The 14,136-nt window shown below is 69.3% G+C and carries 13 protein-coding genes; 6 read left to right on the forward strand and 7 right to left on the reverse strand.

Annotated features, from left to right (window positions below; all coding sequences use genetic code 11):
* Positions 1–8: 8 nt before the first annotated feature.
* Both AB0O44_RS06570 and AB0O44_RS06575 read right to left on the reverse strand, forming a co-directional pair.
* Positions 9–731: a class I SAM-dependent methyltransferase gene (locus AB0O44_RS06570; protein ID WP_364135684.1), complete on the reverse strand. Its 723-nt coding sequence runs from the start codon at positions 729–731 to the stop codon at positions 9–11.
* A complete protein-coding gene (locus AB0O44_RS06575; RefSeq protein ID WP_364135687.1) occupies positions 728–1,852 on the reverse strand; it encodes a GNAT family N-acetyltransferase in 1,125 nt (374 codons plus the stop codon). The genes AB0O44_RS06570 and AB0O44_RS06575 overlap by 4 nt, the downstream gene beginning before the upstream one ends.
* 164 nt (positions 1,853–2,016) lie before the next feature.
* Between AB0O44_RS06575 and arr the strand changes: the two genes are divergently transcribed.
* A complete protein-coding gene (arr, locus tag AB0O44_RS06580; protein ID WP_364135690.1) occupies positions 2,017–2,442 on the forward strand; it encodes an NAD(+)--rifampin ADP-ribosyltransferase in 426 nt (141 codons plus the stop codon).
* Here arr and AB0O44_RS06585 read toward each other — a convergent pair.
* The 3 genes from AB0O44_RS06585 to AB0O44_RS06595 form a co-directional block, all read right to left on the reverse strand.
* A complete protein-coding gene (locus AB0O44_RS06585; protein WP_364135693.1) occupies positions 2,410–3,276 on the reverse strand; it encodes a methyltransferase domain-containing protein in 867 nt (288 codons plus the stop codon). The genes arr and AB0O44_RS06585 overlap by 33 nt on opposite strands.
* 175 nt (positions 3,277–3,451) lie before the next feature.
* On the reverse strand, positions 3,452–3,841 hold the full coding sequence (locus AB0O44_RS06590) for a Rid family detoxifying hydrolase (protein WP_364135696.1): 390 nt from the start codon (positions 3,839–3,841) through the stop codon (positions 3,452–3,454).
* A gap of 54 nt (positions 3,842–3,895) precedes the next feature.
* Positions 3,896–6,283, reverse strand: coding sequence for an excinuclease ABC subunit UvrA (locus AB0O44_RS06595; protein WP_364135699.1), 2,388 nt, complete (start codon positions 6,281–6,283; stop codon positions 3,896–3,898).
* 140 nt (positions 6,284–6,423) lie between these two features.
* On the opposite strand from AB0O44_RS06595, the gene AB0O44_RS06600 reads away from it, so the two are divergent.
* Genes AB0O44_RS06600 through AB0O44_RS06610 form a run of 3 tightly spaced genes read left to right on the forward strand, consistent with a single transcriptional unit; the run spans position 6,424 to position 9,580 of the window.
* Positions 6,424–7,641, forward strand: a complete 1,218-nt coding sequence (locus AB0O44_RS06600; protein WP_364135702.1) for a type III polyketide synthase — start codon at positions 6,424–6,426, stop codon at positions 7,639–7,641.
* Positions 7,642–7,649: 8 nt separating this feature from the next.
* Entirely contained in the window at positions 7,650–8,420 is a 771-nt protein-coding gene (locus AB0O44_RS06605; RefSeq protein ID WP_364135705.1) for a class I SAM-dependent methyltransferase, read from the forward strand.
* Positions 8,417–9,580, forward strand: coding sequence for an NAD(P)/FAD-dependent oxidoreductase (locus tag AB0O44_RS06610; protein WP_364135708.1), 1,164 nt, complete (start codon positions 8,417–8,419; stop codon positions 9,578–9,580). Before AB0O44_RS06605 ends, AB0O44_RS06610 begins: the two co-directional genes overlap by 4 nt.
* Positions 9,581–9,614: 34 nt before the next feature.
* Here AB0O44_RS06610 and AB0O44_RS06615 read toward each other — a convergent pair whose 3' ends face one another.
* Positions 9,615–10,019, reverse strand: coding sequence for a nuclear transport factor 2 family protein (locus tag AB0O44_RS06615; protein ID WP_364135711.1), 405 nt, complete (start codon positions 10,017–10,019; stop codon positions 9,615–9,617).
* 99 nt (positions 10,020–10,118) lie between these two features.
* On the opposite strand from AB0O44_RS06615, the gene AB0O44_RS06620 reads away from it, so the two are divergent.
* Together AB0O44_RS06620 and AB0O44_RS06625 are read left to right on the forward strand one after the other, a co-directional pair.
* Complete coding sequence (locus AB0O44_RS06620) at positions 10,119–11,183, forward strand: hypothetical protein (RefSeq protein WP_364135714.1); 1,065 nt, start codon at positions 10,119–10,121, stop codon at positions 11,181–11,183.
* Between the two features lie 9 nt (positions 11,184–11,192).
* Positions 11,193–11,906 (forward strand): peptide deformylase, encoded by a 714-nt coding sequence (locus tag AB0O44_RS06625; protein ID WP_364135716.1) that lies wholly within the window; start codon positions 11,193–11,195, stop codon positions 11,904–11,906.
* A 23-nt stretch (positions 11,907–11,929) separates the two neighbouring features.
* Here the strand turns inward: AB0O44_RS06625 and AB0O44_RS06630 are convergent, their stop codons facing one another.
* Positions 11,930–13,993 carry a S9 family peptidase gene (locus AB0O44_RS06630; protein WP_364135719.1) on the reverse strand — a complete coding sequence of 688 codons (2,064 nt, stop codon included), beginning with the start codon at positions 13,991–13,993 and terminating at the stop codon, positions 11,930–11,932.
* Positions 13,994–14,136: the final 143 nt, after the last annotated feature.

Below are 14,136 nucleotides of genomic sequence, written 5' to 3' on the forward strand. Positions count from 1 at the left end.
GGTGAGACTCAGCGGGCGCGCGCGATGAACACCATGAAGGGTGCGTCGGTGGTGAAGGGAGCGCGGGCCCAATCGCCGTAGACCGCATCCACCTCGAGGCCCGCGGTGGCCAGCTGCCGCCCGAGCGTGTCATGGTCCCGGAACGCGAAGCGCACTGTCTCCACTACGCTATCGCCGGTGCTCGGGAATAAGTTGTGGAAGGTGGCCGTGACGACCCCTTCCTTAGGCACGGACACTTCCGCCCATTCGACGAGCGGCCCGAGCGGCGTGTTGCGGGACAAAGGCTCCTGGGATGCCCAGGTCTCCCACGCTCGGGCCTGTGGGTTTCTGCTGTCGAAGGCCAGAACTCCGCCTTCCCCCAGTTGCCGATGAAGGTCCCGTAGGGTGCGTTGCCACTCCGGGTCGAGGATGTGCTGTGATACGTTGCCTGTCAGCACCGCCAGATCGAACTGTCCCGGAGGAAGGGCTCTGGTATCACCGTGGATCCATTCGATTCGTTGGCCTCCGGGCCGGCGCCGGGCGAAATCCAGCATCGTCTCCGACGGGTCCAGTCCTACGACGTGCCGGCCCGCTCGAGCGAAAGTCGTCGTCAGAAGGCCGGTCCCGCATCCCACGTCGAGGACAGACCGCGCCCCATGCTCGTCGGCGAGGGACCGGTAGAAGTCGTGATCCGGTCCGTCCGGGTTGTCCAGGTCGTAGAGGCCAACCAGCCTGGTGTCATAGTCGCTCACCGGACCGCGTCAGCTCCCGGCAGGACGACGGCGAGCCGCTGTTCGGGAGGCCACCTATAGGTGTCATCGCAGCGGTAACCCCTGAGCCACGCCCGCCCGTCCACGACCCGGAGATAGAAGCCCTTGGGATAGGCAACGTCGTCGAGCAGCGGCTCGGAGACCACATGGATGGCGCCGCTGGGCGCGTGGCCGGCTGAGAGGACCGAATCCGGCGCGTTCGCCTGATCCGTCGTCGCTAACCGGAGAAAGGGTCCGGTTACCGCGGGGCAGGCCTCGAGGCCGCGTTCGCTCAAAGCCGCGAATACCTGCGCGTGGGTGGCGCCCAGCTCGAAGCCAAGATCGGCGACGGTGCATTCCACGATGCGGAGAATCCGGGCCTCCGGAGCGTCGAATGCGGGATGGGCCAGGAGGGTTTCTGCGTGAGCGTTCAGCAGGACCCCGGCGCCGGTCAGCATGCGTTTGATCTCGGACCGCGTGCGGCCGCCCACTCGAACCAGGATCCCGTCACCGGACAATCTGTTGGGCATTCGTTGCACCTCCTCGGTCTGTCGGCGGCCGGACGATGTCGTCGCGGGTCGCGGCGTAAAGGACCATGTCACACCGTTTCCCGGCAATTTCCTGGTGACTGCGGAGTAGTCCCTCGCGGCGGTAGCCGCATCGTTCTGCGGTTCGCATGGACCCCACATTCCAAGGCTCGATAAACAGCTCGACCGGTGCAGCTGTTCGATGGACCAGGCGAAAGCGGTGAGGGCTCCGAGGGCTGCCGCCGCGATCCCGGCGCCCCTGGCGCTGGGGACGACCGCGTAGCCTGCTTGCGCGCGTCCTTGGCCCAGATCCCTGGTCCAGAGCCCGATGTTCCCCACGGCCCGGTCACTCGTCAGCTCGGCGATCGAAAAGGAGAACCCCGAGCCATTGGTGAAACGCTGCCGCTGCCGCGCGATCCACGCAAGAGCCTCCTCCAGGGTGGCGTTCGCGGGGAGGCTTCCCACCGTCCGGACGTACGGATCCCGCGATAGGGCCATGGCCATGGCCGCGTCCGCATCCGTGAACCTGCGCAGACGGATGGGGCCCTGTTCCGGGTGGGTCGCTGGCCAGGGTGGCACGTCGCCGCGGGTGTTCATTGCGCCAGTCTGCCATCGCCCGGGTTGGCGATCGGGGACGCCCCCTCGACGTCAACGGCGGTGTCGGCTCCCTCCGCGGATGGTGCCTCGCCGGGGGATGATAGGAATGCGGGCAAATGTAGGGGAGCGGCGTCGACGTCGGCGCAGACAGGTGAGGAGTGCAGGTGTCCGGAGCATCCAGTGAGAATGGTCCCTTCTTCCACGGCACGGTCGCGGACCTGCGGGTGGGGGACCGGCTGACTGCGGGCCGACAGTCGAATTACCGTCCCGAGGTCGTGATGAACCACATCTACTTCACGGCCCTTGTCGATGGCGCCGGGTTGGCGGCGGAAATCGCTGCAGAGTTGTCCGACGGCGCGTTGCGCCCCCGTGTTTACGTCGTCGAACCCATCGGGGCGTTTGAGGACGACCCGAACGTGACGGACAAGAAGTTTCCGGGCAACCCCACCCGGTCGTATCGGAGCGCTGAGCCGCTGCTGATCACCGGGGAGATCTTTGAGTGGACCCGGCTTACGCCCGAGCAGCTGCAGATGTGGCGCGAACGGCTTTCGGTCCTGTTATCCGACGGCCACGGCGAGATCATCAACTAGCAGCTCTTTCTTGTGAGGAACCTGTCCCACGCCGAGCAGCGCAACCGCCGGCAGCACGACTTTTCCGTTCGTGGTGATGCGGGAGACCAGCCTCAGGTACTCCAGGTGCATGGCGGCCTGAAGGGACGGGGCCTGGCTCCGAACGATCTTGCCGATTCCCCCGACGCCACCGACCGGACCGGCCCACAGGTCTTCGGCATCGATCATGAAGTCCCAGGAGAGGGTTCTCGTCTGCACGGTTTCCAGGCCCGCGCGTTGGAGCAGCTCCCGCAGGCCCGGCTCGGTCCGATCAAAATCCTTGTCCACCGGAAGTCTCTCCTGGCCGGCTGCCGTTACCCCGCTGGCATTCACCACGTCCGCCCACAGGGTGTTGATGGCCGAAAGCTCGGACGGCCAGATGGTGACGCCGACCGCGCCCTGCGGGCGGCATATCCGGATGAGTTCGGCGACGGCGGCGCGGGGATCCCCGACATGGTTGACGACGAAATTGGCGAGGACGGCGTCGAACTCGGACGAGGGGAGTGGCAGGTCAGGCAGACCGCCCGGAAGCAGGTCGGCCTGAGGTGCCGCGGCGCGGGCCATGGAGAGCATCCCGGCATCCGGGTCTACGCCGGTGACGTCGGCGCCCAGTTCGATCGCCACGGCGGCGAGGTTCCCATTTCCGCACCCGACGTCGGCCAGCCTGCGACCGGACAACGGGCCAATGATCCCGGCTGTTGCCTCAAGCAGCGGCGCGATGGTGCCCGCGCACAGGTGGGCGAAACTCTGCGCGTACGAAGGCCCGACGCCGGACCAGGCATCTGCGCTATTTTGATCGGTTCCTGCTGCTGCCACGATTTCCCCCTGGTCGATGATGTCTTCCCGGCATCCAGTGTGGTCCACGTGCGGGGAGAAACGGCGACGACGCGGTACGCGGAGCCCGGGAAGGCGCGTGGGCGGAGAGGGGTAATTCAGCTTTACTTTACATAATGTTGATTATCGGCGTTACGGCCAGGAACCCGGGAGGGGCTTAGCGCAGTGCCGCTGTCAGTTCGATTTCCACGCGCGCGTTGAGCGGAAGTTCAGCGACAGCCACCGTGGTGCGCGCCGGGAACGGCTCATTGAAGATGTCACGGTACACCGAGTTCATCGCCGCAAAGTCAGCCATCGACGTCAGGTACACGTTGACCTTGACGACGTCGTCCCAGCCCAGGCCGACTTCGGTCAGAACCTGCTCCAGATTGTGAAAAACCCGCCGGGTCTGTGCTTCAGCGTCGCCGTCCACCAGTTCGCCGGTGGACGCATCGATGGGCGTCTGACCGGACAGGAACAGCACACCCAGTCCGGGTGCCGTGGCGGCCTGTGAATACGGTCCAATGAGCTTCGGTGCCGTCGATGCGAGAACACTCTGGCGGGTCATGGACACCAATTCCTTTCCTACGGTTGAACTTTCAAGGGTTTAGTTGTCAGCGGTCTAGTGGCCCACATAGGTGGCCAGATGTTGGCCCGTCAGCGTGGACCGTGCGGCTACCAGCTCAGCCGGTGTGCCCTCGAAAACGATTCTGCCGCCGTCGTGCCCGGCACCCGGACCCAGGTCGACGATCCAGTCCGCGTGCGCCATGACCGCCTGATGGTGCTCGATGACGATCACCGACTTGCCCGAGTCCACCAGCCGGTCCAGCAGCGCCAGAAGGTTCGCGACGTCGGCCAGGTGCAGTCCGGTGGTCGGCTCGTCGAGGATGTAAATGTCGCCCTTTTCGGCCATTTGGGCCGCCAGTTTGAGCCGCTGACGCTCGCCGCCGGACAGGGTCGTCAGCGGCTGGCCCAGGCTCAGGTAACCCAATCCCACGTCGGCGAGCCGGTCCAGGACCTTATGGGCGGCCGGGGTGGCTGCCTCTCCCCCGCCGAAAAAGTCCTTCGCCTCGGCCACGGACATCGCCAGCACCTCGGCGATATTCCGGCCGCCCAGCGTGTACTCCAGGACGGAGGCCTGGAAGCGTTTGCCGTCGCACTCCTCGCACGTCGATTCCACCGTGGCCATGACACCCAGGTCCGTGTAGATCACGCCCGCGCCGTTGCAGGCCGGGCAGGCGCCCTCCGAATTGGAGCTGAAAAGCGCCGGCTTGACGCCGTTGGCCTTGGCGAACGCCTTCCGGATGGGCTCCAGCAGCCCGCTGTAGGTCGCCGGGTTGCTGCGCCGCGAACCCTTGATGGCGGCCTGGTCGATCACCACCACGCCGTCGCGCCCGGCCACCGATCCGTTAACCAGCGAACTCTTCCCGGAGCCGGCGACACCGGTCAACACGCACAGAACGCCCAACGGCAGGTCGACGTCGACGTCCTTGAGGTTGTGCGTGGACGCGCCGCGGACCTCCAATACCCCCACCGGTGTCCGCACCGGGTCCTTGACCGCGGCCCGGTCATCCAGGTGCCGGCCGGTAACGGTGCCGCTCCCCCGCAGCCCCGCCACGGTGCCCTGGTAGACCACCTCACCGCCGCCCGCTCCGGCGCCGGGCCCCAGGTCGATGACGTGGTCCGCGATGCCGATGGTCTCGGGTTTGTGCTCTACCACCAGCACCGTGTTGCCCTTGTCCCGCAGCTGCAGCAGGAGCCCGTTCATTCGTTCGATGTCGTGCGGGTGCAGGCCGATCGAGGGCTCATCGAAGACGTAGGTGATGTCCGTCAGCGAGGATCCCAGGTGGCGGATCATCTTGGTCCGCTGCGCCTCTCCCCCGGACAGCGTCCCGGCCGGCCGGTCCAGGGACAAGTACCCCAGGCCGATCTCAGCGAAGGAATCCAGCAGGTGCTGCAGGCCGCCCAGCAGCGGCGCCACGGACGGTTCCCGGAGCTCCCGGATCCAGCCGGCCAGGTCGGTGATCTGCATGGCGCAGAGTTCGGCGATGTTCTTGCCGTTGATCCGCGCGGACCGGGCCTCCTTGCTGAGCCGGGTCCCGTCGCACTCCGGGCAGGACTGGAATGTGACCGCCCGCTCCACGAAGGCGCGGATGTGCGGCTGCATCGCCTCCGGATCCTTGGACAGCATGGACTTCTGCATCCTGGGGATCAGGCCCTCGTAGGTGAGGTTGATACCCTCGACCTTGATCTTGGTCGGTTCGCGGTACAGCAGGTCATCCAGCTGCTTCTTGGTGAACTTGTTGATCGGCTTGTCCATGTCGAAGAACCCGGAGCCGCTGAAGATCCGGCCGTACCAGCCGTCCATGCTGTAGCCGGGAATGGTCAGCGCCCCGCCGGCCAGCGACTTGGTCTCGTCATACAGGGCGGTCAGGTCGATGTCGGACACGGACCCCATGCCCTCGCACCGAGGGCACATGCCGCCCAGGTAGACGACGTTCTGCACCACATTCTTCTCCACCCGGCCGGACTTCTCGGTGCTCATGACACCGCTGGCCTTGCGGGTGGGGACGTTGAAGGAGAATGCCGTGGGCGGCCCGACGTGAGGGGTGCCGATCCGGCTGAAGAGGATCCGGAGCATCGCGTTCGCGTCCGTGGCGGTGCCCACCGTGGACCGGGGGTTGGCGCCCATCCGCTCCTGGTCCACGATGATCGCCGTCGTCAGCCCCTCGAGGAGGTCGACGTCGGGGCGCGCCAGGGTGGGCATGAACCCCTGCACGAAGGCGCTGTAGGTCTCGTTGATCATCCGCTGGGACTCGGCCGCGATGGTGGCGAACACCAGCGAGCTCTTGCCGGAGCCGGAGACGCCAGTGAACGCGGTCAGGCGGCGCTTGGGGATCTCAACGCTGACGTCCTTGAGGTTGTTCTCCCGTGCTCCCTGCACCCGGATCAGGTCATGGGTGTCCGCGACGTGGACCGCCGCCAGGGCCGGCTCCCCTGCTGGTGTCATGCTGCCGCGTCTCCTTCCATTGGGCGTGCAGGGCCAGCTTAGAACAGTCGGTGGCGTTAGCGGGCGGGAACGACGACGACGGGCGCCGGCCGCGACCCGGACGCCATTGTCTAATCCGCCGGGCTCCCACAGAATGAACCATGACGGTCTACCTGAGGTCCCTGGAAACTGCTGTCCCGCCCACTGTCCTGATCCAGTCTGAAGCCCGCGACGTTTTCGCCGCCCAGCCGGGCCTCAGCAGGCTCGGCTCCCGCCTGGTGGCCACGTGCTTCGACGGCGCCGCGATCGACACGCGCTACACCGCCGTCGACGAACTGACCACGCGCAGCGCAGCCCCAGACCCGCAGTTCTTCGACGCCGCGACCGGGCTGCTGCTGAGCCCGGGCACCAAGGCCCGTAACGACATCTTCGCCGTCGAGGCCAGCAAACTCTTCATCGAGGCCGCGGAGAAGGCCGTCGACGCCTGCCCCGGCATCGCCCGGGAGGACATCACCCACTTGGTCACCGTCTCCTGCACCGGATTCTTCAACCCCGGACCCGACTACAAGATCGTCCGTGGCCTGGGCCTCAACCCCTCCGTCCGGCGGTACCACCTCGGGTTCATGGGGTGTTACGCCGCGTTCCCGGCGCTCCGGGCCGCCGCGTCCTTCTGCGAGGCGGACCCGGACGCCGTGGTGATGGTGGTCTGCGCCGAGCTTTGTTCGCTGCACGTGCGCACCTCGAACGACCCGGACACCATCATGGGCTCTGCCCTCTTCGCCGACGGGGCGGCCGCCGCCGTCATTACGGCCCGGGACGTCCCGGACGCGCCGGCACTGATGACCCTGGACCACTTCGAAACCGTGCTCACCCCCGTGGGCGAAGAAGCCATGGCCTGGAACATCGGCGACGCCGGCTTCGAGATGGTGCTGGGCACCTACGTCCCGCACATCATCGACGAACACATCGTCGGCGCCCTGGAACCCCTCCTGGCCCGCGACCCCTCCCTGGCCGGGGCCACGTACGGTGACATCCGGCACTGGGCCATCCACCCGGGCGGCCGCAGCATCCTGGACAAGGTCGAAACCCGGCTGGGCCTCAGCGAGGAGCAGCTGCGGCCGGCCCGGGAAACGCTGCGCAACTACGGGAACATGAGCAGCGCCACGGTGCTCTTCGTCCTCAGGCACATCCTGGACCTCCCCGTCGATCCGGGAGCGGACGACGGCGACGGGCGCGGCGAGCAGATCTGCTCCATGGCGTTCGGCCCCGGACTGACCGTAGAGACCGCGCTGTTCACCAAGGTCATCGGGGCAAGGGAGGATTCGCCACGCGGATCGGAGCCGGCCGCCGCCGCAGTCCCAGCCTCCGCCCTGGCCTGAGAGCTTCCGTGCTGCTCAGAGACCGGGCGGCCGATGCCGTCGAGGAAATGGACCGGGATGACTGCGACCCCGACAGGCTGGAGCGCACCTACGCGCAGTTTGACCTGGTAAACCGCGCCGTCTCGGGCTGGCGGGGGATCTACCGGCAGCACCTCAGGCCGCTGCTGGCGGCAGGGGCCCCGGTGTCCCTGCTGGACGTCGGCTGTGGCGGCGGAGACGTCGCCGTCCGGCTGGCCCGCTGGGCCGCCCGAGACCGGCTTCCGCTGCGGGTCACGGCCGTGGACCCGGACCCGCGGGCCGCCGCCTTCGCCGAGGCCCGGGCTGCCGCGGGGAAGGCTCCAGGAGTCAGCTTCCGGAGGCAGGACACCACCGGGCTCCTGGCCGCCGGGGAGCGGTTCGACGTCGTGGTCTCCAACCACCTCCTTCACCACCTCCCGGACGACCATCTGCCCGGGTTCCTGGCCGAGTCGGCGGCGCTGGCCGGCCGGCTGGTCCTGCACAACGACCTGCGGCGCAGCGCACTGGCCTACGGGCTGTTCTCCGGCGCCGCCCTGCCATTCCGGGGATCCTTCATCCGGGCCGACGGGCTGACGTCCATCCGCCGCAGCTACACGCCCGCCGAACTGCGCGCCGCCGCTCCCCCGGGCTGGACGGTGCGGCCCGGCTTCCCGTTCCGCAACCTCCTGCTGCTGGAGCGCCCCGCCAGTGAGGTCCCTCCCGGCACCGGTGACCGTCAGGGCGCGTCCGACGATTCCGCGACGCCGGGCCGTCGCCCGTGAGCGACGTCGCTATTGTCGGCTGCGGGCCCGTCGGCCTGTTCCTGGCCACGCTGCTTCTGCAGCGCGGGATATCCGTCACCGTCCTGGAACGCCGGACCGCCGGGACCGGCGGGCACTCCCGCGCCATCGGCATCCACCCGCCGGCCCTGAACGCACTGTCCCGCGCCGGCGTGGACCAGGAGCTGATCCGCCGGGGCGTCCCGATCCGGCGCGGCGTGGCGGTCAACGCGGGCCGCACCCTGGCGGAGATGAGTTTCAATGCAGTGCCCGGGCCCTACCCGTTCGTGTTGTCCCTACCGCAAAACACCACGGAAGAGGTCCTGGCGGCCAGGCTGCGCGGCTTGGACCCCGGGGCGGTCCGCTGCGGGGTACGGGTGACGGGGCTTGCGGGTAGGGGTCGGGAGGGCGGCCCGGTGCGGGTGCGCACCGACAGCGCCGGGCTCGTGGACTACCTGGAGGCGTCGTTGGTGATCGGCGCCGACGGCGTCCGTTCCACGGTGCGCTCCGCCGCGGGCCTCGGGACACACGGCCGGGACTACCCGGACCGGTACCTGATGGGCGACTTCGACGACGGCACCCACCTCGGCCCGGACGCGGCACTCTTCCTCGCCGCCGGAGGGATCGTGGAGTCCTTCCCGTTGCCGGGCCCGCAGCGGCGCTGGGTAGTGCGCCTCAACGGCGGCACGCCCGCGGGCGACGGGGCTCACGGGCTGGCCGGGGAGATACGACGGCGCACCGGCGTCAGTATCGACGCCGGCAGCAACACCATGCTGAGCACCTTCGGCGTGCGCTCGCGGCTGGTCCGGCGAATGGCCGCGGGGCGCTGCGTCCTTATCGGGGACGCCGCCCACGAGATCAGCCCGATCGGCGGCCAGGGAATGAACCTCGGCTGGCTGGACGCCGTCGAGTTGGCCGGCCTCATCCCCTCGTTACTGGCCACCGGGCGGTCCACTGACCTGTCCACGGTGCCCGGGGTGCGGGCGTTCGAGCACCGCAGGCTCAGGGCCGCGGCCCGGGCCGTGCGGCAATCCGAGATCAATATGGCGTTGGGACGGCCGTTGCCGGCGGGTGTCCTCGCGGCCCGGAACGGGGCAATCGCGGCGGCTGCGTCAATTTCGGCGCTGAACCGGTGGACGGCCCGCCGCTTCACCATGCACTGAGCCTCTTCACTGGGCGCTGACGTGCGGGCGGCGCCTACTCGGGGGTGTAGTAGCAGTCGTAGCTGTGCTGGCTGATGATCAGGCCGTCGCGGAGTTCGAAGACCGAGGCGGTCCGGGCGCGGATGGTCTCACCCCTGTCCCACAGTGGCAGGTCCAGCTGCAGGACGGCCGACCATTCCGCCTCCACCACCACGCGGTTCTCCTGGCAGGTGGTCCGGCGGACGTCGAAGTGCTGCCCGGTCACGACCTCTCCGCTGCGTTCCGCGGCGGCGAGCACCTGCTCCCGGGTCCGGGTGCTCCCGGCGGGGTCCAACAGGTGGGGCGCTTCCGTCAGGACATAGTCCTCGGCGAGAAATGGCTCCAATGCGGCGGACCCGGCACCGGACTCGATGGCACGGAGCAGGCCCAGCACACGGTCCAGGGGCGCTGCGTCAGTCATGCCTTGAGACTAACCGATCCGGACCTCGCACCTCCCCGTGCAGGCAACTGGAGGTGCCGGCGCCTGCCCTGGTGCGGCACCCGCGCCTACACTGGCCGCATGGGCAGCCCTCCGACCCGCCGCAGGCCACCGCCGGAAAGGCGGACGGCGCAGATCCCGCCACGTCGGGCCCGCGCCGCGCTGACGATCGTGCCGCTGCTGGTGTCCGTGTTGCTGGCCGTGGCCTGCACCGTCCCCGCCGGCCCCGCCGCCACGGGGACATCGCCGCCGGCCGCACCAACGCCCGGGTCCTCCGTCCCCGCCACCGCGTCTGCCCCGACCGGCAACCCGTCCGCTGCACCCGTGACCGTGGCGATGAACCAGTTCCGGGACAACTACAGCAAGCAGATCGTGGAGATCCAGCTGACCAACACCACCTCCGCCGTCCTCACCGTCGAGGCGGCCGACGTGACCACCGGCCTGTTCGCCGGCGCCATCGGCTGGGCGGCCCCGGGCGGCGGGACCGAGCTGCCGCCGGGCCAGGCCAAGAGCCTCCCGGCCCCGCTTCCAGCCGCAGCGTGCCCGGCGGCCGGCGAAGCGTCCGGCGCTGTCGGCACCAACTCCGCGGGGCCGACATCCGGCGGCGAAGCGGCGGCCGGCGGGGCAACCCTGCGGCTCCGCGACGCCACAGGGGCGGTCAGCCAGGTCACTGTTCCCGTCACCGACCCTTTCGGGGTGCTGACCCGGAACCACGACGAACAGTGCGTGGCGCAGGCGGCGAATGCCATCGTGGGTTTCCGGTTCGCCCCGGATCTGCGGCCCACCGCGGACGGCCGCGCCGCCGTCGTCGACCTCGTCATCACCCCGCGACACGCTGGAGATTCGACGTCGAAGCAAGCGCTCACCATCGATGGCGTCGGCGGCACCACGCTGCTGGCCGAAGACGCCGCGGCGCCGTGGCCGCACGCGCTGGAGATCACCGCCGACCAGCCCGAACGCGTGGTCCCGTTGGGCCTGCGGCCGGCGCGGTGCGACCCGCACGCCGTGGCCGAGGACAAGGTGGGCACGCTGATACCGCTGCACGTCACCGTGGCAGGCCGGGCAGGCACACTCAAGATCGACGCCGGGCCGGCGCTGCGCGGCAGGATCTACGATTTCGTCACCGCCGCGTGCGGTCGCCAGTAGTCTGGTGCCATGCCAGCAGACGCCAGCGACCTCAGCCCAGACACCGATCCCACCAGCGCGGACACCGATTCCGCGGGCACTCATTCCCTCGACGACAAGATCCGGGAAACCGTCCACCGGATCCTTGAGGCCGGGGTGCTGCCGCCGATCGTGCAGGCCGGCCACCCGGTGCTCCGGCAGAGCGCGGCCCCGTTTACCGGGCAGCTGGACGCCCCCACCCTGTCCGCCCTGATTGACATGATGCGCCGGGCAATGCACAAGGCGCCGGGGGTGGGTTTGGCCGCCCCGCAGCTGGGCATCCCGCTGCGGCTGGCCGTGCTGGAGGACACGTTCGACGTCGACCCGGAGGTCGCTGCCGTCCGGGGTCGGCAACCGCTGGAGTTCTTCGCCATGCTCAACCCCAGCTACGAACCCCTCGGCACAGAGCGAAAGGCTTTCTACGAGGGGTGCCTGTCCGTCAACGGACTGCAGGCCGCCGTACTGCGCCCCGAATCGGTGCGCCTGACCTTTACCCGCCCGGACGGCGAGGTGACAACGCGGGAGTTCACCGGCTGGCAGGCCCGGATCGTCCAGCACGAGACGGACCACGTCAACGGCGTGCTGTACCTGGACAAGGCAGAACTGCGGTCCCTGACCACCAACACCGAATACGCCGCCCGCTGGGCCCAGCCGGACATCACAAAGGCCCGGCAGGAACTGGGATTCCTGCCGGGCCTTGGGTGACTCGCGGGCCTAGGGCCCGGGGCTTAGGACACTGCGTTAGTGGCCGTCGGCAGATACCGGCCCCACCACTGCAGGATCTGCTCGAACCGCTGCCGGCGGTGGTGCGGCGTGCCCGAGCGGGACAGCTCGTGGTTCTCGCCCGGGAAGACCAGGAAGGCCGTCTCCACGCCCTGCTGCTTCAGCGCCGTGAAGTAGCGCTGGCCCTGTTCCACCGGGCAGCGCAGGTCCTCCTCGCTGTGGATCACCAGGGTGGGAGTGCGCACCTCGCCGATCCGGGCCATAGGGCTCTGGGCTTCCATCTGCTCCGCCGAGCGGCCGGTGTACTCGCCGCCGAAGAACCAGCCGATGTCGGCCGAGCCGGTGAAGCTGACCGGGTCCAGGAAGCCGCGTTCGACGATTGCGCCCTTGAAGCGGTGGTCGTGGCTGATGGTCCAGGCCGTCAGGTAGCCGCCGTAGGAGCCACCCATGATGCCCAGCGCGCCGCCGTCGAGCTCCGCGAACTTCTCCAACGCACCGTCCAGGAAGGCCAGGACGTCCTGCATGTCCACAGTGCCCATCCGCTCCTTGATGCTGCGCCCGTGCTCCTGGCCGTAGCCGGCAGAGCCGCGCGGGTTGCACATCAGCACCGCGTACCCGGCACCGGCGTAGACCTGCGCCTCGTCGAAGAGCGCCCCGGTGAACTGCGCGAAGGGGCCGCCGTGGATGTTCAGCAGCACCGGGTGCGGGCCGCTGCCCTCGGGCATGACCAGCCAGCCGTGCACCGGGTAGCCGTCCGGTGAGGCAAAGGTGAGCTCCTGCGGCACCAGCACGCCGGCCTCCTCCCGCAGCGGAGCCGAGAAGTCGGTGAGCGTCCGGGCCTCGCCCTCGCCGAGCACGGCGACGTCACCGCAGGTCCCGGCGTCGGTGAAACTGATCCAGACGGTTCCGGCTGCTTCCGCGGCGCCGGTGACCACGCGCGGCCCGGCGGTCAGAGCGGTGCTGCTGCCGTCGGGGCCAAAGCGGAGCAGCTCAACGGCACCGCGCGCATTGTTCATCACCAGCACGCTGTCCGTCCCGGCCGGTTCCAGCGGGCCCGCGATGTCCTGGGTTTCCGGGTCGCTGAGCCGGACCGCGTCCCCGCCTGCCGGGGGCATCACGTAGAGGGCGGTGTTGCGGGCCACGAAGTCCAGTCCCTCCGGACCGAGGTCCTGGGCCAGGAAGTAAAGGTGGCGGCCGTCGCGGCTCTCCCGGACGGCACCGATGGACAGGGTGCCAGTGCCGGCCGCAGCGGGCCGGACCTCTTCCGGGGCGGGGGCCTCGTCGGCGTTAGCAGCGGCGCCGACCGGGACACGGTAGATGCCGGTGACCAGGTCCCGATCGTGTCCCTCGTGCAGGGCGGCGGTGAAGTAGACGTGGCTGCCGTCGGCGCTGAAGACTGCGCCGTCGTGGTCGGTTGCCGCGTGGGTCAGCTGGTGCGCTTCCGGCAGTTTGCCTGACGGCTTCGTGTCCTCGGCGTCCTTGGACGCGTGCTTGCCGGCGTCCTTGAGGGCCCGGCCGGCCGGTGCCACCCAGGGTTCGTCGGTGAGCGCCGGGACATCCAGCAGGAAGAGCTGCTGGGGCTTGTCGGCCGTGTAGCCCACGCCGTTCATCCGGTACTGGTAGTCGGTGATCAGGCGGGCGTCCTCGCCGCCTGCGGAGACGCCGTCAACCGTGCCGTAGCGGCCGTCCTCCGGGGTGCGGGCGGCGAAAACGATGCTGCGGGAATCCGGGGACCAGGCGAAGGCGCCCACTCCGAGCGGCGCGTCGGTGACGGCAACGGGTTCGCCGCCGCCGGCCTCCACGATGTGCAGTTGCGGCTTCCCGCCCGCCGCGGCGCGGATGAAGGCCAGGACCTGCCCGTCCGGGGAGATGGCGGGCGCGGTGTCGCGGAAGCCGCGGGTCAGCCGGCGCGGTGCCCGGTCCGCGTCCGCGGAGACGGACCACAGCTGGCCCACGTAGGAATCGGCGTCGAAATCGGGGCGCACCACGGACACGACGGCGTGGGTTCCGTCGGGGTGGACGGCGGGCGCGGAGACAGACTTGAGCAGGGTCACATGTTGGGGTTTCACGAGTGCGAGCCTAGCCCCGTCCCGGCGGCAGGTGAAATACCTCACAGTCCGGCGTTGCGGCGGCATCGCCCAGCTGCGGCGGGAGGCGAGGGAGTTCTCCGGGAGGTCCGCGGGCTCCTCGGGCCGGAGGCGGCCGGCCCTAC

Source organism: Arthrobacter sp. NPDC080082 (assembly GCF_040686595.1).
In the GTDB taxonomy this organism is placed as follows: domain Bacteria; phylum Actinomycetota; class Actinomycetes; order Actinomycetales; family Micrococcaceae; genus Arthrobacter.

Bases quoted from the DNA above. Each gene is read 5' to 3' on its own strand.
- AB0O44_RS06590 (WP_364135696.1), bottom strand. From the start codon at position 3,841: ATGACCCGCCAGAGTGTTCTCGCATCGACGGCACCGAAGCTCATTGGA.
- AB0O44_RS06595 (WP_364135699.1), bottom strand. From the start codon at position 6,283: ATGACACCAGCAGGGGAGCCGGCCCTGGCGGCGGTCCACGTCGCGGAC.
- AB0O44_RS06600 (WP_364135702.1), top strand. From the start codon at position 6,424: ATGACGGTCTACCTGAGGTCCCTGGAAACTGCTGTCCCGCCCACTGTC.
- AB0O44_RS06625 (WP_364135716.1), top strand. From the start codon at position 11,193: ATGCCAGCAGACGCCAGCGACCTCAGCCCAGACACCGATCCCACCAGC.
- AB0O44_RS06575 (WP_364135687.1), bottom strand. From the start codon at position 1,852: ATGAACACCCGCGGCGACGTGCCACCCTGGCCAGCGACCCACCCGGAA.
- AB0O44_RS06620 (WP_364135714.1), top strand. From the start codon at position 10,119: ATGGGCAGCCCTCCGACCCGCCGCAGGCCACCGCCGGAAAGGCGGACG.
- AB0O44_RS06615 (WP_364135711.1), bottom strand. From the start codon at position 10,019: ATGACTGACGCAGCGCCCCTGGACCGTGTGCTGGGCCTGCTCCGTGCC.